Raw genomic sequence first — 20,414 nt, 5'->3', positions numbered from 1 at the left:
GAACCAATTCTCCGCTCCCCTCACGCGAACAGCCCGTGCATATACCACCCCGGCGCCACCCGCTCGGCGCCGTACAGCCCATGCCGGAAGATCCAGAAGCGCCGCCCGCGCGCATCCTCGACGCGGTAGTAGTCGCGCGTCAGTCCGGCATTGTCGTCGCGCTTCCACCACTGCGCGGCGATCCGCTCCGGGCCTTCGAAGCGCGTCACTTCATGCACCCCGCGCCGCCAGCGGAAGCGGTGGGGCGGGCCGTCGGGGACTTCGGCGATGACGTCGATCATCTGCGGCGGATCGAACAGATGGATCGGCCGCGATGGTGGCTCGCCCGCTTCGGGCGCATCCCAGTCGATGGCTTGCGGCGCGTCGATCGCGGGCAGCGCGAGCACGGCCTGCTCGGGGATATGGCTGTCGCGCGGGCGCAGCCGGCGGAACTTGCCCTTGCCCGCGCGCGCGCTCAGCCGGTCGATCAGCGCCGCCAGCTCGCCCTCGGCCACCGCCCCGCCCTCAAGCTGCAACTGCGTGGGCGCCATCGGTTCGAGCAGCGGCACCGCGAGCCGGATCAGGTCGAAGCCGAACCCCGGATCGATTGGATCGGCAAGCGCGTCGAGCCGCTCGCCGAACAGCCGCATCACATCCTTGGCGCCCCGCATCGGCAGGCTCGCCTCGACGCTCAGATCGCGCGCGACGCCGTCGCTGCGATAGAGCCGCGCGGCATAGCGCCGCCCGCCCATGTGTCGCTCGGCGAGCGCGACTTCGGCCTCCGCCGCCAGTTCGCCGAGCATTTCCAGCGGTCCAAGCAGCCGCGCGAGCCGGTCGCCGACATCGGCGCCGAAACGCGCGACCAGCGGCGCACTCGGCCGCGCGGCGAGGTCGCCGATCGTCTTCAGCCCCGCGCGGCGTAGCGCGAGTTCGGTGTCGTCATCGGCCTCGAGCGCCGCGATCGGCAACCGCCGCACCGCCGCGGCTTCGTCCGCCGCCGGCGCGGTCTGATAGCGTGCGAGCGCCTGCGCCGCCTCGGGCGTGCCCGCCAGCGCATGCCGCACCTGCCAGCCCGCCGCCGCCAGCCGGGTCGCGACATCATCGGCGATCGCTTCGGCATCGCCGCAGCCCGTCACGTCGAGCGTCACGCCCGTATCGCTGTCGAGCGCCACCATCGGCGTGTAGCGGTCGCAGCCATCGGCAATGCGTTCGAACAGGTGCAGATCGCCCGCCGGATCGGCATCGATCACGACCAGATCGGGCTCGCGCGCGCGGGCATCGGCGAGCGTCAGCCCGGCCAGCCCGCGCCCGCGCTCGCAGGTCGCGACGATCCGCATGGCGCCGCGCTGCTTGGCGGTAAAGACCAGAAGAGCGTTGGGCGGGCTATCCGCTGCGCCGTTCGTGCGGCGCCAGCGGTCCGCCGCCAGATGTGGCCAGTAGAGCGCCAGAAAGCGCCGCGTCTCGGAAAATCTTCGCGTCACGGTCCCACTCCACACGCCAGCCCAAATCGGCGCGACCGCCGCGCTGGCGCAATAATTGAACATCGAGCGTCGGATGCCCCGGCGCCTCGGCGTCGAGCGGCGCGGCAGCGGCCGCCGCCACCGACCAGCGCGTGTGTGCAGCACTAGGCGACGGCTCGGCCTCGGCGCGCAGCATCAGCACGGTGACGCCCGAGGCTTCGGCGGCGACCGTCAGCCGCCGGCTCGCGGTAAGGTCGAGCACGCGCGGTTCGCGCCACAGCTCGATCACCGCGACCGCGACATCGGGGCAGCGCACGACGTCGTTGGCGACCTTGAGCAAGCTCGCCGGATCGTCGAGCACGCCGAGCACCACCCGCCCCGGATCGAGCCCGAGTTCGGCCAGCCCCGGCGCATGCAGACACCCCCCGCGCCGCTCGGCACTTGCCTCGCGCAGCCAGAAGATCGTCGCGGGAGTCTCGGCCCCCGCAATCCGGCTCGCGAGCATTGCCGCAAAGCCGCCCGCGCAACCGCTATCGTCCTGTCCTTGCGCGAACAGCTCGTGCACCCCGGCACGCGCCAGCCCGCCGCCGAGCGCGGAATCGATCCCCGCATGCCCGGTCGCAACCAGACACGGCGCCTCCTTGGCGCGCACGCGCTCGACAGCGGCAATGCGCTGCCGCAAACTGGCAATGATCTCCGCCGAATCGGGCATATCTGTTCCTGATATGTTCTTTTTCGGCTTGTGGCGAGCATGAGTCAAGCATCGCTGCTCCCCGGCTGACCCAATCGCGCACGCCCACGCCATTCCCAGCCACGGCCCGTACCGCTAAGCTTCGCCGATGACCGACCCCGTCACCCTCGCCGCGCTTCAGCTCGGCACCGATCCCGCGGGCACTGCCGCGACGCTCGATCGCATCCTTGGCTGTGAGACCGCGATCCTCGCTTCGGGCGCGGCGGTCGTGGTGATGCCCGAGGCGCTGCTCGGCGGCTACCCCAAGGGCGAGGGCTTTGGCACGCGGCTCGGCTATCGCCTGCCCGAAGGCCGCGAAGCCTTTGCCGCCTATCACGCGCAGGCGATCGACCTCGACGGCCCCGAAGTCACAGCACTCGCCGGCCTGTCGGCGCGCACCGGCGCCAGCATCGTCATCGGCGTAATCGAGCGCCAGGGCGCGACGCTGTTCTGCACCGCGCTGTTCTTCGATCCCGCCGAGGGCCTTGTCGCCAAGCACCGCAAGCTGATGCCGACCGCTGCCGAACGGCTGGTCTGGGGGCTGGGCGACGGATCGACGCTGCCGGTGGTCGACAGCCCTGCCGGGCGGCTGGGAGCGGCCATCTGCTGGGAAAACCATATGCCGCTGCTGCGCACCGCCATGTATGCGAAAGGCGTCGAGATCTGGTGCGCGCCGACCGTCGATGATCGCGACATCTGGCGCAGCACGATGCGCCACATCGCGCATGAAGGCCGCTGCTTCGTCGTGTGCGCCTGCCAAGTCCAGCCGAGCCCCGCCGCGCTGGGCCTTAGCCGCGACGGCTGGCCCGACGACAAGCCGCTGATCCGCGGCGGCAGCATGATCGTGGGGCCGCTCGGCGATGTGCTCGCCGGGCCGCTGGAAGGCGACGCCGGGCTCGTCACCGCGACGATCGATCCGGGCGAGATCATCCGGGCGCGCTATGACTTCGACGTCGTCGGCCATTATGCCCGCCCCGACATCTTCGAGCTGCGCGTCGACGAAAGCCCCCGCCCGGGTGTTGCCTTTGGTCGACACGAGGTTTGACGCTCGCTCCATCCGCATCTGGACTCGCTGCCACTACCCCCAAAAAGCACCTGTCGCGCCCGCGCCCTGCGTGATAGCGCTGCCGCGATGCAACCGCGTGCGGCCAATTTCATCCTGACGCCCGCCCCATGACCCAGGCCCCCGTTCTCATCATCGGTGCCGGCATGGGCGGCCTGAGCGCCGCCGCGCTGCTCGCCGCGCGCGGGGTGCCGGTGCTGGTGCTCGAGCGCCAGCCGACGCCGGGCGGCAAGCTGCGGCAAGTGCAGGTCGCAGGTGCGGCGATCGATGCCGGGCCGACGGTGTTCACGATGCGCTGGGTGTTCGAGCGGCTGTTTGTGGAGAGCGGCGGCGATTTCGCGCGCGAAGTGCGGCTCGCCCCCACCGAGCTGCTCGCGCGCCATGCCTGGGACGATCGCGGCATCTTCGACCTGTTCGCCGATCAGGCCGCGACCCAAGCCTCGATCGGCGATTTCTTCGGAAGCGCCGAGGTGAAGGGGTACAGCGCCTTCAGTGCTGAGGCCAAGGCGATCTACGACGTTCTGCTGAACAGTTTCCTCGAAGGATCGCGCCCGACCCCGATCACGCTGATGACGCGCATCGGACTGCGCCGCCTGCCCGACGCGCTGGCGATCAAGCCGCACCAGTCGTTGTGGCGCGCGCTCACCCGGCATTTCAAGGACGCGCGGCTGCGGCAGTTGTTCGGGCGCTATGCCACCTATTGCGGCGCCTCGCCCTTTGCCGCGCCCGCGACGCTGATGCTGATCGCTCATGTCGAGCAGCAGGGCGTGTGGCTCGCGCAGGACGGCATGCACGCGATTGCCCAGGCGATCGAAGCGCTCGCGGTGCGCAACGGCGCGTCCTTCCGCTATAACGCGGGGGTCGAGGCGCTGATCGTCGAGGGCGGGCGCGCGGTCGGGGTGCGGCTGGCGGATGGCGAAGAGATCCGCGGCAGCGCGCTGTTGTGCAATGCCGATCCGGCGGCACTCGCGGTCGGCAAGTTCGGCGATGCCGCTCGGCGGGCGACGCCGGGGGCCGAGCGGATGCAGCGCTCGCTGTCGAGCATGACTTGGATGGTCAATGCCCCCACCAGCGGCTTCCCGCTCGTGCGGCACAATGTCTTCTTCTCCGACGATTACCGCGCCGAGTTCGACGCGATCTTCGGGGCGGGCAAGCTCCCGGGCAAGCCGACGATCTATGTCTGCGCGCAGGACCGCGACGATCGCGGCGCGCGCGTCGGCGAAGGGCCGGAGCGACTCCAGCTCATCGTCAATGCCCCCGCCAATGGCGACGGCCCCGGCCCGAGCGCGGCCGAAGTCGCGGCATGCGAGGCCGCGACTTTCGGTTTCCTCAAGCGCTGCGGGCTCGACATTGCCTATACGCCCGACACCGCGCTGCTGGTGTCGCCGGCGAAGTATGAAGCGCTCTTTCCCGCCACCGGCGGCGCGCTCTACGGCCTTGCCGCGCACGGCTGGCGCACGCCGTTCCAGCGACCGGGCGCAGCGAGCAAGCTGCCGGGGCTTTATCTGGCGGGCGGCGGGGTGCATCCCGGCGCGGGACTGCCGATGGCGAGCCTGTCGGGGCGGCTCGCCGCGGAGCGGATCGTCAGCGACCTGACGCGGCGCTGACCTTGCGCGGCGGCGCGGTGCGGATGGTGAAGGCGATGATCAGCGACACGCCGACGATGCTCGGCACGGCCCAGATCAGCGGATTGAAGACATGGTCGGGCACCAGCCTGATCAGCCCGACCGACAGGAAGGCGGTATAGGCCGAAATCCCCATGCCGAGCAGCGATCGGAAATGCTGCTGGATGTATGCGCGAGGCTGCACCACCGGCGCCCAGATATAGAAAAGCTGCGTCGCCATCGCGATCAGTCCGATCGCCGCGACCAGCATCATCAGCGGCTGGCCGAGCGTGAAGCCGACGACGCCGCAATTGATCGCCGACGCAATCACGACCGCGAACAGCGCCTGATGTCGCACCCCCCGCAGTTCCGCACGGCTGCTCCGGTAGCGCGCGACCGCCAGCCCGTAATCGGCAAAGCCGATCGTCAGCAGCCCGAGGTACAGCATCATCCAGCCGAACAGCCCCGCGAACAGCGCGCGGTCCTTGATCATCGGCAGGCGCTGCTCGGGGCCATAGAGCGACAGCAGCGCCATCGCGATGGCAAGGCCGCCCGCAACCATCAGCGCGCGCGCGGCGACGTCGCCCCATCGGCGGTGGACCTTGCCGCCCTTGCGCGACGCGATCGGCGCCCAAAAGGCGATCAGCCCGGTCGCGCCCGCCAAAACGTGAAGGACGACGATGGCTCCGAACAGAGTCATCGTCGTCCCTCAGACATCGGCCGAACGGCCGGTTACTTGGTGCCGACCGGCGTCGATGCCGCAGGTGCAACGGGCGCCGCCGCAGCAGGCTTGGCAGGCGCCGTACCGGTCGCTGGCGCAGGTGCCACCACCGCGTTCGCCACCTTTGCGGGCGCGAGCATCGGATAGTCGGCGAGCATGCTCACCCCGGCCATCGGCTTGTTCAGCCCCTGGTGGCAGGTCGTGCAATTGACCTTGTACGGGTCGCCATGCGGTCCCTTGCGATTGGCCGGGAACACCGACGCGAGCGAGGTGATGTACGCATTGTTGGTGTCGCGCACCATGCGGATGCCATACCACGCCTGCGCCCGTTGCGGCCGGCTGTTCGACCAGCTGCTGAACGAATCCGTGTTGTGGCAATAGGTGCAATTGACGTTCAGCGACGACGACATATGCATCATGAAGGCATAGGTCTGCTCGGTACGCGCGATCGATCCGCCGGGCTTGCCGGTCGGCAAGGCCGTATTCCCCTGGACGCGGGCATTCTGGGCGCCCTGGATATAGAGCGAGAACGGATCATAGGGCAGCGAGGCATAGGCCACCGTCGGCGTCGGCGTATTCTGTCCGCGCTTGTTGCCCATCAGGCGGCCGCCGGGCTCGGGCGCCATCGCCCATTTATACTGCGGCACCGCATTGCCACGGTGGCACGTCCAGCAGGTGACGCCTGTGCCTTTCACGTGCGTCGACCAGTTGCCGTTGATGTTGATCGTCATCTGCAACATCCGCCGCGCCACGACCTTGGTATATTTCTCGTCCGAGGCCATGTTTTCGGGGTTGTGGCAGTAATTGCAGCCGACCTTGGCGGGATCGCCCTCAGTGGGCGCGATCCAGTTGTTCATCGACGCCATCAGATAGTTGAAGCGCTCGGCACTGACGCCTTTCAGCACCTGCACATTCTGATAGGTTTCGCCCGCCGTCGGGCCACCGTCGGCCGGCAGCGGGAACGGCGGCGCGGGGACCGGCTGCGCGGTCAGCCGGTTGACCGCGATGATCTGATCACCGCCCGTGCCGCGGAAGCCGGTCTGCTCGCTCTTCTTCGGGCCGAGTTCGCACCCGGCTAGGCCAAGCGCGGCGCCGCCGATCGCGGCAACGCGGAGGATGTTCCAAGGACCGCTCATTTCGCTGCTCCCGGCAAAGTGGCGGGATCGACCACGCCCGTCGAAGGATAGCTCGGCGCATAGCCGTGCTGCTGCGCCCACAGATACCAATTGTCGACCACGGTGCCGGTCAGCAGGATGCCGATGCCGCCGGTCAGCGTCGTCAGCACCGCGAACCACCACGCCCAGCGGTGGATCGATTCCATCGTCGCGTTGAAGCCCATCGTCCACCGCCAGAACAGAGCGGCGCGTTCGGACGCCGTCCCGCGGTCGGTAATCTGCTCGATTTCGCGTTCACCGCCATACCGACCAACGGCCAGGATCGTGCCGCCATGCATCGCAAACAGCAGCGTCGAGCCATAGAGGAAGGCGATCGAGAGTGCGTGGAAGGGATCGTAGAACAGGTTGCCGTAGCGGATCGAGAAGGCCGCGGTCCAATCGAGGTGGGGGAAGATGCCGAACGGCACCGCTTCGGACCAGCTGCCCATCAGCACCGGGCGGATGAAGCCGAGCACGAGATAGAGCCAGATTGCCGACGCGAACGCCCAGGCAACATGCGTCCCCATGCCGAGCGCCAGCGCGCGGCGATAAGTGCGCACCCACCACAGCAGGATCGACGCGGTCAGGAAGAAGCCAGCGATCAGCCACCAGCCGCCTTCGGCGAGCGGGGGCAGGATGCGCAGGCCATATTGCGGCCCCGGCGGCTCCAGCGCGAGCCAGGGCAGCTGACGGACGAACTGCACCGGGCTCCAGTTGACCGACGCCAGCATGTTGAGACCGATGATCTCGAACGCGATCACGCCGAACACCATCGACAGGACGCCGAGCCAGCCGAGATAGATCGGGCCGATCTGCGCGTTGCCGATCTTGCCCGCCCAGTACAGGAAGCCGGCGGGCTGCGTACGGGGGTCCTCGTCGCCCTTGGTTGGCGGCCCCATTTCCGGTGCAGCGCGGAGCTGCACCTGGGTGAAGATATTTTGATAGCTAGCCATGAGTTTCGCCCTCCCCTTCAGGCCCAGATCGGCAGGTTGAGCCACCAGGTCCACCATTCGGGCCAACCGCGAGTCCACAGCGGGCCAGAGATGATGATGCAGACCGCGCTCCAGAACACCGCGGCGATCGCGAGGAACAGGCCCAGCCGGTGGATGCCGAGCGTGCCGATCGAATAGCCGATCGTGTCGCGGAAGAAGGCGTCTTCATATTCGGGCGACTTCACATCCTCGCCCGGCTGCGGATTGACCGCCGACAGCACCAGCCCACCGTGCAGCGCGAGCGCGAGGGTCGTGGTGAAGAAGAAGCTCACCGCGATCATGTGCGCCGGGTTGTAGTGGAAGTGCAGATATTGGTAGCCGGTGTTCGACACCCAATCGAGATGGCTGAAGATCCCGTATGGGAAGCCATAATGCCACGCGCCCAGCAGCAGCGGGCGGAACACCACCAGCGTCACATAAGCGAGGATCGCGAAGCTGAAGCCGATCGGGACATGATAACCCATGCCCAGCTTGCGGCAGATTTCGACTTCGCGCAGCGCCCAAGAACAAAAGGCACCGGTCGCGCAGATCGTGATGATCTGCCACAGCCCGCCTTCCTTGAGCGGCGCAAGGCCAAGCCCATATTTCAGATCGGGCGGTGCGATACTGATAAGCCACGGGTTCCATGTCGGCCCGAGCGATGCGCCATAAATGATGAGCGCAGTGCCGAGCGTCGCGAACAGCGCGGTCGTGACCCCGAAAAAGCCGACATAGAAGGGGCCAATCCAGAAATCGAACAGATCGCCGCCGACGAGCGTGCCGCCTCTAACCCGGTATTTCCGTTCAAAACTTAAGAGTGCCATGGATCAGCTCCTTCTCCCGCCGGCTGACGACGGGATGGCAGTTAAATTCCTTCGTCGGGGACTGGACGGACCTGGGCGCTTTTGGCGCCAATCAGGTCACGTCCGCCCCACCGCACCTGGATGCGGCAATTGATTGCCCGAAGGCTGACTCAGGACGCAGCAGCGGCCGTCGTCGTCACCGCAGCGGCTGCTGCCGGCGGATTGGGTGCCTCGAGCCAATTGTAACGATTGGTGCTCAGCAGAATGAAGTGGATGAGGATCGCGAGCGTGAACAGGAACACTGCCAGCGCCGTAAGAATCCTGCGTCCATCGAAGGTTGTCCACATTCTCCACATGACTTGATCTCCTTAGTTGCCCTTGATCAGGCCTTGCCGGCCACCGGAGCCTGGATCGGCGCAGTCGCCGCCATGCCGGCCTTGTACGGCGCGGTCCCGGGGAACCACGGGCGCCACTGCCAAACCAGGAAGTGGGCGATCACAGCGATGAGGACGAAGACCCCCATGCTGATGGTAAAGAGGGAGTGGAACTCCTTCGCTTCTTCCGGGGTCATATAGGTCCCCGGCCCCAGTCTTTCGTCTGTCATATCGCAGATTCCTTCAGTTTCGGTCGTTCCGGCGAGATCAGGCGCGCGGGACGCGTCCCCCGACGGTATCCACCCGACGCGACGCGCCGTGAGGATGGTGGGTGCCGATCGGCCCGGCTGGGGGCCGCATGGCAAAGGGTGTGGCGAAGCGTCATACGCTCCGGCTTTCGCTGATCGCGAGCGCGAGGCGCTCGGTCGTGACCTTGGCTTCGCCCGCGCGGCGCGCCCCGCGCTCGGCGGCGTCGCGGATGCGCTTGGCGGCGGAAATGCGCACCAGCACCGGCTCACGCTCGACGACGGCATCGAGCGCGACCTTGGCCTCGTCTTCCCAGGCAAGTTCGCGCTCGAGCCGTGCCGGCGTCGCCTCGGCCTGGTCGAGCTGGGTGCTGAGCGGGATGATGTTGAACAGCGCGTCGAACAGCGCGTTGCACACTTCCTGAATTAGATAGGTCGCGCCCGAATAGCCCATGTACGGCGTGCCCGTGTGGCGGCGGATCGCAGCGCCCGGGAAGGACACGGGGATGTAGATGCTGCGCGCCCCCGCTTCGGCGAGGTACATCCGCTCGTTATAGCTGCCGAACATGATCAGCGGCGGGTTGCTGGCGATTGCTTCGCGGACGGCGGCATTGTCGGGCTTCACGCCCGCCGTGCGCCGGAACGAGAAGTGGCACGGCAGGCCCATATCGTTTTCGAGGAAATTGCGGATGCCGCGCTCATAGGTTTCGGTCGCCACCACCGCGAAGCTCGCGGTTGCGAAGAAATCCTGCGTCACCGAGCGCCACAGATCCCACAGCGGTTTGATCGTCGTGTGCTTTTCGCGCTCGATGAAGGGCTCGGGATCGAGGCCCGTCAGCTCGCCGAGTTTGCGCAGGAACAGCGTCGTCGATTCAAGGCCGATCGGTGCCTGCAGGTACGGCCGCTCCAGCGCCTCGCACAGCCCGCGACCGAATTCGCGGTACATGCAGATGTTGACATGCGCGTTCGCCAGCTTGGGCACATCGGCAAGATGGCTGCCGAGCGGGAACACCATGTTGATCTCGGCGCCAATGCCCTCGACCAGCCGCCGGATTTCGGCGAGATCGCTCGGCATGTTGAAGGTGCCATACATCGGCCCGATGATGTTGACGCGGGGCTTTTCGCCCTCCTTCAGCACCTTCGGGGTCGGCACTTTCTTCGGCCCGAACTGCGTCCACAGCCAGGTCAGCGCACGGTCGCCCGACTGCCACTGATCCTCGTCGATCGTGCGCGGCAGGAAACGCTGGATATTGGTGCCTTCAGGCGTCACGCCGCCGCCGATCATCTCGGCGATCGAGCCGGTCACCACCACGGCGGGCAGATCGGGATCGAGCGTCTTCCACGCGCGCTTCATCGCGCCTTCGGTGCCGTCGCGGCCGAGCTCCTGCTCGCCGAGGCCGGTGACGACGATCGGCAGCTCGTGCGGTGGCAGACCATCGGTGTAATGCAGCACCGACGTCACCGGCAGATTCTCGCAGCCGACCGGGCCATCGATGATGACCTGCAATCCCTTGATCGCAGTGAAGGCGTATACGGCGCCCCAGTAACCGCCCGCGCGGTCGTGATCGAGGACGAGCGTCATTGCTCGGTCTCCACCATTGGTTGGGGGATGACGAAGCGGAACAGCAACCGCCGCGTGGCGATCGGTTGTGCGCGCCAGTCAACCGGCAGCGTCAACTGCGGCACGGCGAACTGGCCGGAGTCGGCCGTCGATGCATCATCGACGACCAATTTGAGCTGGGGGCGTCGCGCGCTCATGTGCCGACGCTTTCTTCGGCCTTGGCCATCGCGATCCGCTTGGCGGCGTATTTGGCCTTGAACTCGGGGCGCTCGACCGGCGTTTTTTCCCAGATCCCGGCAGCATGGCCGGTGCCGACACCGTCGAAGAAGGCACTCATCCGGTCCATGCGGCTCTGGTTGGCGAGGGCGGCATTAACGACCATCGCCAGGCTTCCGGCGCCTGCCGGCCCCATCAGCGGGCGGGCCGAGATGAGATTGGTGAAATAGAGCGCCGGAATCGATTTCTGCTTGGCGTGCTGGACGACCGGCGTGGTGCCGATCGCGAGATCGGGGCCAAATTCCTCGATCGCCGCGATGTCCTGCTCGAGGCTGGCGCGGTATTGCACCCGGCAGCCATGCGCTTCGAGCCAGTCGCGGTCGGGATCCGACCACACCGTGCGCGGGCAGGCAGTGCCGACATAGGGCACATCGGCGCCGCTTTCGATCAGCAGCCGCGCGACCAGCAGCTCGGAACCTTCATAGCCCGACACAGTGATCCGGCCCTTGATGGGCTTCGCCGCGAGTGCCCCGGCAATGGCGGGGAGGAATTTGTTCTTCGACGCGTCGATCTTGTCTTGCGCAATGCCGCACGCCGCCCCGATTGCGTCGAGCCACGCCGCCGTCCCGTCGCGCCCGACCGGCGCCGAGCCGACGACACTGCGCCCCGCCGCTTCAAACTCGCGCACCGATGCCGTGTAGAAGGGGTGGATCGCGCCGACGACCGCGCAATCGAGCGCCGAATAAAGCTCGCGCCATTCGCGCGTTGGCACGACCGGGCCTGCCGCAAGGCCCAGCGGCTCGAGCATGATGCCGATGCCCGGCGGGTCGGCGGGGAACATTTCGCCCAGCAACGTCACCGTCGGCCGGTCTGCGCGCTGCTTGGGCGCAGCGACCGGGCCGAGTTCGGCTTCGCGCCGCGCATAGGCGAGCATCGCGCCCGCGAGCACATCCTTCGCCTCGGCATGCGTCGGAACGCCGAAACCGGGCACGTCGATGCCGATGACGCGCACGCCGTTGATCTGGTCGGGCAGCAATTGCAGCGGCACGCCGCTCGCCGTCGGCACGCACAGATTGGTGACGATGATCGTGTCGTAAAGCGCAGGATCGGCGAGGCCGTGAACGGCATCGCGAATATCCTCAAACAGCTTGCCGGTGACGAGCGTTTCGGAGGAGAAAGGCACATAGCCGACCGTGCGGCGCGCGCCATAGAAATGGCTCGTAAAGGTCAGGCCGTACACGCAGCACGCCGAGCCCGACAGCACCGTCGCGGTGCGGCGCATCCGCAGGCCGACCCGCAGCGACCCGAACGCCGGGCACATCGACTGCGGCTGATCGTGTGGGCCCCGAGATTGATCAACTGGGTAATCGGCGGCATAGCGATCGAGAATCTCGGCCTTGCCCGCCTGCGCGGCCGCCGCCTTCAGCGTCGCCCCCGACGCGCAGCCGCCCTCCGCCACGCCTCCGGAGAGGTCGATCAGGTCGCGGTCGCGTGCAGGGGTTTCGATGTCCATGCCGCTCAGACCGTGTCGTAAACGACTTCGAGGGTGGGCTTGGCGACGAAATCGACGCCGCGCATGTCGGCCTGCGTCGCGGGCTTGAGCGTGAAATCGGCGCCGGTCACATCGGCGCTGAACAGCCCGAGCAAGCCATCCTGGTCGAGCGGGGTCGGCCGCAGCGGCGGCGCTTCGGCGACGTTGATCGCGAGCTCCTCGAACAGCGGCGCCCATTGCCCGCCGGGCTTGCCGATGATCTGGTAATTGGCGCTTTTCTTGCGGATGTCCTCGTTGGCCGGGATCGCCGTCAGCACCGGAATGCCGACCGCTTGCGCAAAGGCATTGGCCTCACCCGTGCCGTCGTCCTTGTTGAGGATCATCCCCGCGACGCCGACATTGCCGCCCATCTTGCGGAAATATTCGACCGCCTTGCAGACGTTGTTGGCGACGTAGAGCGACTGGAGATCGTTCGACGCGACGACGATCACTTTCTGGCACATGTCGCGCGCGATCGGCAGGCCGAAGCCGCCGCACACCACGTCACCCAGGAAATCGAGCAGGACGTAATCAAAGCCCCATTCGTGGAAGCCGAGCTTTTCGAGCGTTTCGAAGCCGTGGATGATGCCGCGCCCACCGCAGCCGCGCCCCACTTCGGGCCCGCCGAGTTCCATCGCGAAAACGCCGTCGCGCTGGAAGCAGACATCCTCGATGCCGATTTCCTCGCCCGCCAGCTTCTTCTTCGAGCTGGTCTCGATAATCGTCGGAGTCGATTTGCCGCCGAACAACAGGCTGGTCGTATCGCTCTTGGGATCGCAGCCGATCAGCAGCACGCGCTTGCCTTGCTGCGCCATCATGTAACTGAGGTTCGCCAGCGCGAACGACTTGCCCGACCCGCCCTTGCCGTAGATCGCGATGATCTGCGTTTCCTTGGTCACCGGACCGGTCGGCACCGGATCGGGCTCGTGGCTGGCCTCTTCGCGCAGCTGGCCGGGGTCGAGCATGCTCATTGGCTTCTCCAGTCGAGGACCATCTTCAGGCAGTCGCCGCCGGCAAAGGCAGCGGGATAGGCCTGGTCCGCTTGCGACGCGGGACGGATATGGCTGACGAGGCCATCGAGGCTGAGCGCGCCGGTCTCGATCAGCGCGAGCGTCGCGCGCAGGTCGTCGGGCGTGAATTCGGCGGCGATCCGCAGCCGCGCCTCGCGCATGAAGGCGGGCGGAAAGGCGAAATCGAGCCGGTCATAGAAGCCCGCAAGCAATATCTCGCCGCCGCGCCCCAGCCGCGTGATCAGCGTATCGAGCAGCCCGCTGGCGCCGCTGACGTCGGCGATCGTTCGGTAATCCTTGCGATCGTCGTCGGCGGGGTCGACCACGGCATAGCCGAAATCGTCGCCGCGCCGCGCCGGGTCGGTTTCCCATACCAGCGGCGCCGGATCGCCGCGCGCAATCGTGATGCGCGCCATCAGGCGGCCGAGAATGCCGTGGCCGACGATCAGCTCGGGCGCGGCACCACCGGCAATCGCATGATGCGCGGTCGCGGCGAGCGCGATCAGGATGCCGTCGATGCCAAGCGACTCGGGCACTCCCAGCGCGCGCGCCGCCGGCAGCACGATTCGCGCCGCCGACCCGCCGAACAGGCCGCGCGCGCCAACATAGCAATTGGCGCCGGGCACGAAGACCCATTCGCCGATCCGTCCGCGCGCATCGTCGCCCGCATCGACGATACGGCCGACCGATTCATAACCAGGGACCAGCGGATAGCCCATGCCCGGGAAGGTCGGCATCTTGCCCGACCACAGCAGCTTTTCGGTGCCGGTGCTGATGCCGCTCCACGCAATCTCGACGAGCACGTCAGCGGCGCCCACCGGGTTCAGGGCAAGCGCACGGAGCGACAGCCTTTCGGGCTCCTCCAATACGACTGCCAGCGTTTGCATCGCCGATCCCCTAGGGTCGAAGCAGTCCCGAACGGACTCCCTCTAGTTCAATGTCAACTTACTTGGACAGTTTGTGATGTCAACTTTTTAGGACGCGATTTCTTACACGGCAGCAACAATCACGCGGACATTTATCGGCAGCGGAGTCGTGACGGTCCAGGAACGACGGAATCCTGCCGAGTCGAGCATCTGCCGTATCTCGCGCGCGCTGCGGGGCCGCCCTGAGCCCATCGCCCAAAGGTAAAGCCCGAAATAAGCATCGCCGATGGTTTCAGCCCCCCTGGTCTCGGCCATCGGCTCGGCAATCACGAGTCGCCCGCCGGGTAAAAGGGCCGCGCGGATGTTGCGCAGCAATTGTGCGGCGGGCGCGTCGTCATGGTCGTGCAACACGCGCACCAGCGTCACCAGATCGTGCCCCGGCGGGATTGGCCCGGCAAGGAAATCACCGCCATGGGTGGCGATCCGGTCACTCAAACCCTCGCGCGCGAAGGCATCGGCAGCGCGCGCAGCGACCGCGGGCAGATCGAACATCGCAAGTGCGAGCCCCGGCACCGCAGTCGCGACCGACCGGACGAACCGCCCCTCGCCGCCGCCGATGTCGAGCATGCGCTGATGCCGCGCAAAATCATAAGCGCCAATCACATCGGCGGCGACCAGCGGCTGCGATGCCGCCATAAGTCGCGAATAAGCAGCGACTTCGTCGGCGCTGCCCTGCCCTGCCTCGCCAGCATAATGCCAGAAACGCTGCAGCGCTCCACCGCCGCCGCCACGCCGCAGCAGCGCGACGGGGTCGGCGAGGTCGGCATAGAGCAAGCGGTGGTGCGCGATCATTTCGACGATCCCGGCATTGGCGCGCAGCGCAGCGCCGTCGCCGGTCAGCGCCCAGCGGCCGCCGCCGACCGGTTCGGTCATTCCGATCGCCGCTGCCGCCCGCATCAACCTGTCGGCGGCCGCGACCGGCATCGCCCATTCTTCGGCCAGCGACTCGATCGCGACTGGCCCCGCTGCCAACCGGTCGAACACACCGAGTTCGACGCAGGCAGCCAGAATCTGCGAAAAGATAAATCCCGCGACGCGATCGAAAATTGCGCGCGCGCGGCGTCGGGCAATCGGCCGTGTCAGCGGAAACCGCGCGGCAAAGCGTTGGAACGCGGGGTTCCCGACGATGCCGTTGCGCCAGTTGATCCAGCGCACACGCCAATTGTCGCTTGATTGAAACAGATTCATATGTCCAATTAGTTGGACGGTTGCCGATGTGCCGTCAATCGCCACCTTGGGGACGGATGCCCGTCCGCTGTATCGGCCCGCTGCATCGGCCCGCTGAATCGGAGAGTGCGCATGTCGACTGCCGAACCGTTCCGACCCAATGGTGCGCGACCGCTCACGCGCGGTACGCTCGATCCTGACTGGAGCCCGCTCTGGTCAGGGCTGGCACGCATCGGCGGTGTCCTGCCGCCGCAGGCCGAGCCCGCTGGCGAGCGCTGCGCCGTCCTCGAACGCGCAGCCTTGCCGCAGCTGCGCCCCGCCAGCCTGCGCTATCCCGCCATCGGCCCGCGTTTCGACGTCGAGGTGGGGCCAGGCGGCTATGCGTGGTGGTATGTCGATGCGACCAGCGATTGCGGCCGTTATGGACTGACGATCATTGCCTTTATCGGCAGCGTCTTTTCGCCCTATTACAAGATGAGCGGGCGCCACGACCCCGAAAACTTCTGTTCGATCAACGTCTCGCTGCACGGTCCCCGCGCCAATGCCTGGGCAATGACCGAGCGCCCGCGCGACCGGGTCGCCCGCGACGCGACCAGTTTCGAGGTGGGGCCGAGCGGCCTGCATTGGGACGGGAACGCGCTCTACATCCACATCAACGAGACTTCGGCGCCGCTGCCCTATCCGGTGCGCGGCATCGTCTGCGTCCGGCCCGAGGCGATCGGCACCACCGGCTTCCACCTTCACCCGGCGGGCAAGCATCGCTGGCATCCGATCGCACCGCGCGCGCGAGTCGAAGTCGCGATGGCGCAGCCCGGCACGGTGTGGCGCGGCGACGGTTATTTCGATTCGAACTTCGGCGAAGAATCACTCGAAGACGGGTTCGTCGACTGGCACTGGTCGCGCGCGCATCTGCGGCGCGACGTGGGGGTGCTTTATGAAGGCACCCGCCGCAACGGCAAGCGTTTCGAACTGGCGCTGAAAATGGACCGGCAAGGCAATTGGGAAGACGAAGTCCCGCCGCCGACCGCCACGCTGCCAAGCTCGCGCTGGGGGATCCGGCGAGTCACGCGCGCCGATGCCGGCGCCCGGCCCAGCGTGCGCAAGACGTGGATCGACGCGCCTTTCTACGCGCGCTCGGCATTGACGACGCGGCTGTTCGGCGAGGATGCCTGCGCGGTGCACGAGAGTCTGTCGCTCAATCGCTTCCGCAGTCCCGTGGTGCAGGCGATGCTGCCGTTCCGGATGCCCAGGGCGGGTTAGCGCCTAAGCCACGCCCGCCGCCACGAACCGCTCGATCAGCGCCGCTACCTGTTCGGGCGCCTCCTCATGCGCGAGGTGGCCTAGGCCCGCGAGGGTTTCGACCCGCGCGCCCGGCACCAGTGCCGCCGCGTCGCGCGCGCTTGACGGCGGGATCATCGCATCGCTCTCGCCATGCACCAGCAGCAGCGGTACGGCGAGCTTCGGCAAGTCGCGGTTGAGCGAATCGAGATCCCAATCGGCCATCATCGTGATCGCGCCCGCGCAATGCGCCGGTGTCGCGAACAGCCGCTGATAGAGGTTGGCGCCATCGGCATCGATCCTCGATCCGGTGCTGCGCTTCAGAAAACCGCCGACCTCACCCTGTTGCCGCGCAATCCCGGCGAAGATGTGCGGCGCGAACGGATTGACGAACAGCATCCGCGCGAGCGTCGGGAACAGCCGGGCGGCAATGCCGGGAAACGGCATCAGCGCCGAATTGAGCCCAATGATCCCAGTCGGCGTGGCGAGCCCGTCGAGCGTCATCCGCACCGCGACGGCAACGCCCGCCGAATGGCCGATGATCAGCCGCGGCGTCACGGTCAGCGCACCAAGCAGCTCGCTGACCGCGCGCGCCATTGCGGTCATGCTCAGGCCACCCGGCGGCCGCCCGCTGGTAAACCCATGACCGGGCAGGTCGGGCGCGACGACCGTGAATCGCTCGGCCAGCAACGGTAGCAGCGACCGCCAGCTATGCGTCGCCGCACCGGTGCCGTGGAGCAGCAACAACACTGGCCCCTCGCCCGCCACCTGCACATGCCAGCGCAGCCGCCCGACAGTGACAAAGCGACTCGCCTCGCGATTGGGCCAGTCGCGGCCTTCGCGTTCCCATTCGGGTCGGTCGCTAAGCATGTTGGGCTTCCTTCACGGCAGCGTGCATCGTCCGCGCATCGGCGCGCGGCAGTGGCAGATAGCGGGCGTGCATGACAGCGGCGAGTTGCGCACCTTCGGGGCGGGGGCGCGGCGAAGTATCGACGAAGGCAGTCGCGATCCCCGCCGCAGCGATCGCGCGCGCGGCGGCTTCGGCATCGGCATCGGCGCGTGCGCGGACGGCTGATCCGTCGAGCGCGATGTTCCCGCGCCCGTCGGTCAGGATGACCAGATAAGGGGTCCGCCCGCGCCGTGCCGCCGCCTCGGCCAGTTCGCGCGCGGCGTTGAGCCCGGCTGCCAGCGGCGTGCCGCCGCCGCCCGGCAGCGCCGCCAGCGCCTTCTTCGCCCGCGCCAGCGACCGCGTCGGTGGTAGCAGCAATTCGGCCTCGCTGCCCCGAAACGCGACCAGCGCGACCTGCGCGCGCTTCACATAGGCCTCGGCCAGCAGCAGTTCGACCGCGCCCTTGGCCTCGGCGAGCCGGGCGAGCGCCGAAGAGCCGGAGGCATCGACCGCGAAGATGGTCAGCGCCTCGGCGCGCGATTCGAAGCGGCGGATGCGCAGATCGTCGCGGCTCAGCCGGACACGACCGGCAGTGGCCCCGCGCAGCCCTTGCCACGGCGCGGCTGCCCGCAATGTGTCGATGATGCTTAGCCGCAGCCCGCCGCGCGGCATCCCGGCGCGTACCCCGACCGGGCGTCCCCGCTTGGGCGAGCGCTGCTTAGCGCCCTTGCCGATCGACGACGCGCGCGGCTTGGGCCCGCCTGCCGCCAGCCGCTTGAGCACGTCCTTGGGCAGCGCCGCCAGCGCGGCCTCAAGCAGAATATCGTCGAGCGGGGGCGCGTCCCCGGGCTGCTCGTCCTGCCCTTCGCCTTCGGGCGGCGGTGGCGGTTCGGATTCGGGCTCGGGCTCGGGCGGCGCCTCGCTTTCGGGCGGCGGCGGCAGCCGCGTCGCGCGCGGACCGAGCACCAGCCGCGCGGCGAGCGCCAGATCGGAATCGCTCACGGCATCGCGGCCATCGAGCCGCGCCGCCGCCCGCGCGGCGCGCAAGGCCAAAATCGGTGCACGGATCGAGTCGATGCCCAGCACAGTGGCGATCGACACCAAAGCTTCGAGCGCTTCGTCACTCGTTTCCACATTGCTTCCGTTTGCCCTGGGCTTGTCGAAGGGCAGAACTTCCTCGCGACCGCGCGAAGGAAAGGACGGGGCTTCGACAAGCTCGGCCCGAACGGTTGAAGGTTGGTGGCCGTGTAGATCGATCCAGAAGGCCAGCCGCTCGGCCAGCGACGCCGGGGGCCGCTCATCGTCCACACCTTCGTCGAGCGCGACCACAAGGAACCGCGCCGGTGCCGCGACCCGCAGGCCATCACGCTCGGCCACCGCCTCGCCAGTATCGAGCGCCCCCGCAATCGCGGCTGCCACGCCCTCGTCCAGCCGCTCAGCCATCGGCACGATCAGCGCCCCGCCATCGCTCGCCGCCAGCAATCCCGTGCGCGCGACCGGCCGACCTGCGCTCAGCGTCGCGCCAAGATCAAGCCCGCCATACAGCCCGTCATCGTCGATATGCGCAGGCAGCCGCTTGATCGGGGCCCCCGCACCCAGCGTCTTGTTCAGTTCGGCAACGACCCGGTCGCCAACCACGCCGCCACGCAGAACCATGCCGCCAAGCCGCGGCTCGATCGCGCACAGCCGGGCCGCAAGCAGGGCATCGGCCAGCGGATCGGCCGTCAGCCCGGCATCGCTCACGCGAACAATTCGTCCAGTGCGCGCTCGATCCGCGCGGTCGAGCCGGTATCGTCGAGCACGTTGCGCCGCAGCCGGTGCCGCAGCGCCAGCGGCGCGACTCGCTTCAGATGCGCCAGCGCGACCAGCCGATCGCCCTGCAGCGCCGCCAGCGCCCGCGCCGCACGCATCAGCGTCAGCTCGCCGCGCAGGCCATCGGCACCGACGGCGAGGCAAAGCTCCGACGCGCGAACCAGCACTTCGTCGGGAATCTCCACGGCGGCCAGCAGATCCTTGCCCTTGGCGATCTGTTTCAGCGTCTTGCGTTCGGCCTTGGCCCAGCTTTCGGCGAACAGCGCGCCGTCGCGTTCGAAAGCGTCGCAGCGGCGCAGAATTTCGACCCGCGTCTTCAAATCCTGCGGCGTCTTCACTTCGACCGACAGGCCGAAACGGTCGAGCAGCTGGGGGCGCAGTTCGCCTTCTTCGGGATTGCCGCTGCCGACCAGCACAAAGCGCGCGGCGTGGCGCACCGACAGACCCTCGCGCTCGACGACATTCTCGCCCGATGCAGCCACGTCGAGCAGCAGATCGACCAGATGATCCTCGAGCAGGTTGATTTCATCGATATAGAGAAAGCCGCCATGCGCGCGCGCCAACAGGCCAGGCTCGAATGCCTTTTCGCCATGCCCCAGCGCCCGTTCAAGATCGAGCGCGCCAACCACGCGATCCTCCGTCGCGCCAAGCGGCAGATCAACAAAGGGAACCGGCACCTTGCCCTTGCGCGGCGTGCCATCCTGATAACCCGCCTGATCCGCCGCCACCGGCGGCAGCAGCCCGGCGAGCGCACGAACCGCCGTCGATTTGCCCGTCCCGCGGTCGCCGAACACCATCACCCCGCCGATCCGGGGATCGACGGCGGCGATCAGCAGGGCGAGCTTCATCTCGTCCTGGCCGACGATTGCGGAAAACGGGAACGACACGCGCATGCCAAGCGTGTAACACGCACTGGACAC

At 67.6% G+C, this 20,414-nt stretch carries 20 protein-coding genes; 3 read left to right on the top strand and 17 right to left on the bottom strand.

The window, feature by feature from the left end:
- Positions 1-20: 20 nt before the first annotated feature.
- Positions 21-1,460 carry a Y-family DNA polymerase gene (locus AX672_RS12625; protein ID WP_066651885.1) on the bottom strand — a complete coding sequence of 480 codons (1,440 nt, stop codon included), beginning with the start codon at positions 1,458-1,460 and terminating at the stop codon, positions 21-23.
- Positions 1,363-2,151, bottom strand: a complete 789-nt coding sequence (locus AX672_RS12620) for an ImuA family protein (protein WP_066651883.1) — start codon at positions 2,149-2,151, stop codon at positions 1,363-1,365. The genes AX672_RS12625 and AX672_RS12620 overlap by 98 nt, the downstream gene beginning before the upstream one ends.
- Before the next feature lie 127 nt (positions 2,152-2,278).
- Here AX672_RS12620 and AX672_RS12615 point away from each other — a divergent pair, with 127 nt between their 5' ends.
- Both AX672_RS12615 and crtD read left to right on the top strand, forming a co-directional pair.
- A complete protein-coding gene (locus AX672_RS12615; protein WP_066651879.1) occupies positions 2,279-3,214 on the top strand; it encodes a carbon-nitrogen hydrolase family protein in 936 nt (311 codons plus the stop codon).
- A gap of 128 nt (positions 3,215-3,342) precedes the next feature.
- Complete coding sequence (gene crtD / locus AX672_RS12610) at positions 3,343-4,839, top strand: 1-hydroxycarotenoid 3,4-desaturase CrtD (protein WP_066651878.1); 1,497 nt, start codon at positions 3,343-3,345, stop codon at positions 4,837-4,839.
- On the opposite strand, the gene AX672_RS12605 is transcribed toward crtD, so the two are convergent.
- From AX672_RS12605 to AX672_RS12550, 12 genes are all read right to left on the bottom strand, one after another.
- Entirely contained in the window at positions 4,817-5,536 is a 720-nt protein-coding gene (locus AX672_RS12605; protein WP_066651877.1) for a hypothetical protein, read from the bottom strand. The genes crtD and AX672_RS12605 overlap by 23 nt on opposite strands.
- A gap of 32 nt (positions 5,537-5,568) precedes the next feature.
- Complete coding sequence (pufC, locus tag AX672_RS12600; protein ID WP_066651876.1) at positions 5,569-6,693, bottom strand: photosynthetic reaction center cytochrome PufC; 1,125 nt, start codon at positions 6,691-6,693, stop codon at positions 5,569-5,571.
- A complete protein-coding gene (gene pufM, locus AX672_RS12595; RefSeq protein ID WP_066651874.1) occupies positions 6,690-7,664 on the bottom strand; it encodes a photosynthetic reaction center subunit M in 975 nt (324 codons plus the stop codon). Before pufM ends, pufC begins: the two co-directional genes overlap by 4 nt.
- A 17-nt stretch (positions 7,665-7,681) precedes the next feature.
- Complete coding sequence (pufL, locus tag AX672_RS12590; protein WP_066651872.1) at positions 7,682-8,506, bottom strand: photosynthetic reaction center subunit L; 825 nt, start codon at positions 8,504-8,506, stop codon at positions 7,682-7,684.
- A gap of 149 nt (positions 8,507-8,655) precedes the next feature.
- Positions 8,656-8,841, bottom strand: a complete 186-nt coding sequence (gene pufA / locus AX672_RS12585) for a light-harvesting antenna LH1, alpha subunit (protein WP_066651870.1) — start codon at positions 8,839-8,841, stop codon at positions 8,656-8,658.
- A 26-nt stretch (positions 8,842-8,867) separates the two neighbouring features.
- Positions 8,868-9,056 carry a light-harvesting antenna LH1, beta subunit gene (gene pufB / locus AX672_RS12580; protein ID WP_231731321.1) on the bottom strand — a complete coding sequence of 63 codons (189 nt, stop codon included), beginning with the start codon at positions 9,054-9,056 and terminating at the stop codon, positions 8,868-8,870.
- A gap of 184 nt (positions 9,057-9,240) precedes the next feature.
- Positions 9,241-10,686, bottom strand: coding sequence for a chlorophyllide a reductase subunit Z (gene bchZ, locus AX672_RS12575; RefSeq protein ID WP_066651864.1), 1,446 nt, complete (start codon positions 10,684-10,686; stop codon positions 9,241-9,243).
- Complete coding sequence (locus tag AX672_RS12570; protein ID WP_066651862.1) at positions 10,683-10,862, bottom strand: hypothetical protein; 180 nt, start codon at positions 10,860-10,862, stop codon at positions 10,683-10,685. Before AX672_RS12570 ends, bchZ begins: the two co-directional genes overlap by 4 nt.
- A complete protein-coding gene (gene bchY / locus AX672_RS12565) occupies positions 10,859-12,394 on the bottom strand; it encodes a chlorophyllide a reductase subunit Y (protein ID WP_066651858.1) in 1,536 nt (511 codons plus the stop codon). Before bchY ends, AX672_RS12570 begins: the two co-directional genes overlap by 4 nt.
- A gap of 5 nt (positions 12,395-12,399) precedes the next feature.
- Positions 12,400-13,383, bottom strand: a complete 984-nt coding sequence (locus AX672_RS12560) for a chlorophyllide a reductase iron protein subunit X (RefSeq protein WP_066651857.1) — start codon at positions 13,381-13,383, stop codon at positions 12,400-12,402.
- On the bottom strand, positions 13,380-14,309 hold the full coding sequence (gene bchC, locus AX672_RS12555) for a chlorophyll synthesis pathway protein BchC (protein WP_066651856.1): 930 nt from the start codon (positions 14,307-14,309) through the stop codon (positions 13,380-13,382). The genes AX672_RS12560 and bchC overlap by 4 nt, the downstream gene beginning before the upstream one ends.
- Positions 14,310-14,411: 102 nt before the next feature.
- Positions 14,412-15,536 carry a methyltransferase gene (locus tag AX672_RS12550; RefSeq protein ID WP_066651855.1) on the bottom strand — a complete coding sequence of 375 codons (1,125 nt, stop codon included), beginning with the start codon at positions 15,534-15,536 and terminating at the stop codon, positions 14,412-14,414.
- Between the two features lie 111 nt (positions 15,537-15,647).
- On the opposite strand from AX672_RS12550, the gene AX672_RS19235 reads away from it, so the two are divergent.
- Entirely contained in the window at positions 15,648-16,775 is a 1,128-nt protein-coding gene (locus AX672_RS19235; RefSeq protein WP_331711196.1) for a hydratase, read from the top strand.
- Positions 16,776-16,778: 3 nt separating this feature from the next.
- Here AX672_RS19235 and bchO read toward each other — a convergent pair whose 3' ends face one another.
- Genes bchO through AX672_RS12530 form a run of 3 tightly spaced genes read right to left on the bottom strand, consistent with a single transcriptional unit; the run spans position 16,779 to position 20,387 of the window.
- Positions 16,779-17,663, bottom strand: a complete 885-nt coding sequence (gene bchO, locus AX672_RS12540) for an alpha/beta fold hydrolase BchO (protein WP_066651853.1) — start codon at positions 17,661-17,663, stop codon at positions 16,779-16,781.
- A complete protein-coding gene (locus AX672_RS12535) occupies positions 17,656-19,425 on the bottom strand; it encodes a magnesium chelatase subunit D (RefSeq protein ID WP_269454051.1) in 1,770 nt (589 codons plus the stop codon). Before AX672_RS12535 ends, bchO begins: the two co-directional genes overlap by 8 nt.
- Complete coding sequence (locus AX672_RS12530) at positions 19,422-20,387, bottom strand: ATP-binding protein (protein WP_066651851.1); 966 nt, start codon at positions 20,385-20,387, stop codon at positions 19,422-19,424. Before AX672_RS12530 ends, AX672_RS12535 begins: the two co-directional genes overlap by 4 nt.
- Positions 20,388-20,414: the final 27 nt, after the last annotated feature.

Origin of the sequence: Sphingomonas sp. CCH10-B3 (assembly GCF_001556185.1) — a bacterium.
Lineage (GTDB): Bacteria > Pseudomonadota > Alphaproteobacteria > Sphingomonadales > Sphingomonadaceae > Sphingomonas > Sphingomonas aquatica.
This window is presented reverse-complemented; position numbering and strand designations above follow the sequence as displayed.

What these genes read in the sequence shown, in the direction of transcription:
- bchC (WP_066651856.1), bottom strand. Translation starts at nt 14,309, where the DNA reads ATGCAAACGCTGGCAGTCGTATTGGAGGAGCCCGAAAGGCTGTCGCTC.
- AX672_RS12620 (WP_066651883.1), bottom strand. Translation starts at nt 2,151, where the DNA reads ATGCCCGATTCGGCGGAGATCATTGCCAGTTTGCGGCAGCGCATTGCC.
- pufB (WP_231731321.1), bottom strand. Translation starts at nt 9,056, where the DNA reads ATGACCCCGGAAGAAGCGAAGGAGTTCCACTCCCTCTTTACCATCAGC.
- AX672_RS12550 (WP_066651855.1), bottom strand. Translation starts at nt 15,536, where the DNA reads ATGAATCTGTTTCAATCAAGCGACAATTGGCGTGTGCGCTGGATCAAC.
- pufM (WP_066651874.1), bottom strand. Translation starts at nt 7,664, where the DNA reads ATGGCTAGCTATCAAAATATCTTCACCCAGGTGCAGCTCCGCGCTGCA.
- AX672_RS12560 (WP_066651857.1), bottom strand. Translation starts at nt 13,383, where the DNA reads ATGAGCATGCTCGACCCCGGCCAGCTGCGCGAAGAGGCCAGCCACGAG.
- bchY (WP_066651858.1), bottom strand. Translation starts at nt 12,394, where the DNA reads ATGGACATCGAAACCCCTGCACGCGACCGCGACCTGATCGACCTCTCC.
- AX672_RS12570 (WP_066651862.1), bottom strand. Translation starts at nt 10,862, where the DNA reads ATGAGCGCGCGACGCCCCCAGCTCAAATTGGTCGTCGATGATGCATCG.
- AX672_RS12615 (WP_066651879.1), top strand. Translation starts at nt 2,279, where the DNA reads ATGACCGACCCCGTCACCCTCGCCGCGCTTCAGCTCGGCACCGATCCC.
- pufC (WP_066651876.1), bottom strand. Translation starts at nt 6,693, where the DNA reads ATGAGCGGTCCTTGGAACATCCTCCGCGTTGCCGCGATCGGCGGCGCC.
- crtD (WP_066651878.1), top strand. Translation starts at nt 3,343, where the DNA reads ATGACCCAGGCCCCCGTTCTCATCATCGGTGCCGGCATGGGCGGCCTG.
- bchZ (WP_066651864.1), bottom strand. Translation starts at nt 10,686, where the DNA reads ATGACGCTCGTCCTCGATCACGACCGCGCGGGCGGTTACTGGGGCGCC.
- pufL (WP_066651872.1), bottom strand. Translation starts at nt 8,506, where the DNA reads ATGGCACTCTTAAGTTTTGAACGGAAATACCGGGTTAGAGGCGGCACG.
- AX672_RS19235 (WP_331711196.1), top strand. Translation starts at nt 15,648, where the DNA reads ATGTCGACTGCCGAACCGTTCCGACCCAATGGTGCGCGACCGCTCACG.
- bchO (WP_066651853.1), bottom strand. Translation starts at nt 17,663, where the DNA reads ATGCTTAGCGACCGACCCGAATGGGAACGCGAAGGCCGCGACTGGCCC.
- AX672_RS12530 (WP_066651851.1), bottom strand. Translation starts at nt 20,387, where the DNA reads ATGCGCGTGTCGTTCCCGTTTTCCGCAATCGTCGGCCAGGACGAGATG.
- pufA (WP_066651870.1), bottom strand. Translation starts at nt 8,841, where the DNA reads ATGTGGAGAATGTGGACAACCTTCGATGGACGCAGGATTCTTACGGCG.
- AX672_RS12605 (WP_066651877.1), bottom strand. Translation starts at nt 5,536, where the DNA reads ATGACTCTGTTCGGAGCCATCGTCGTCCTTCACGTTTTGGCGGGCGCG.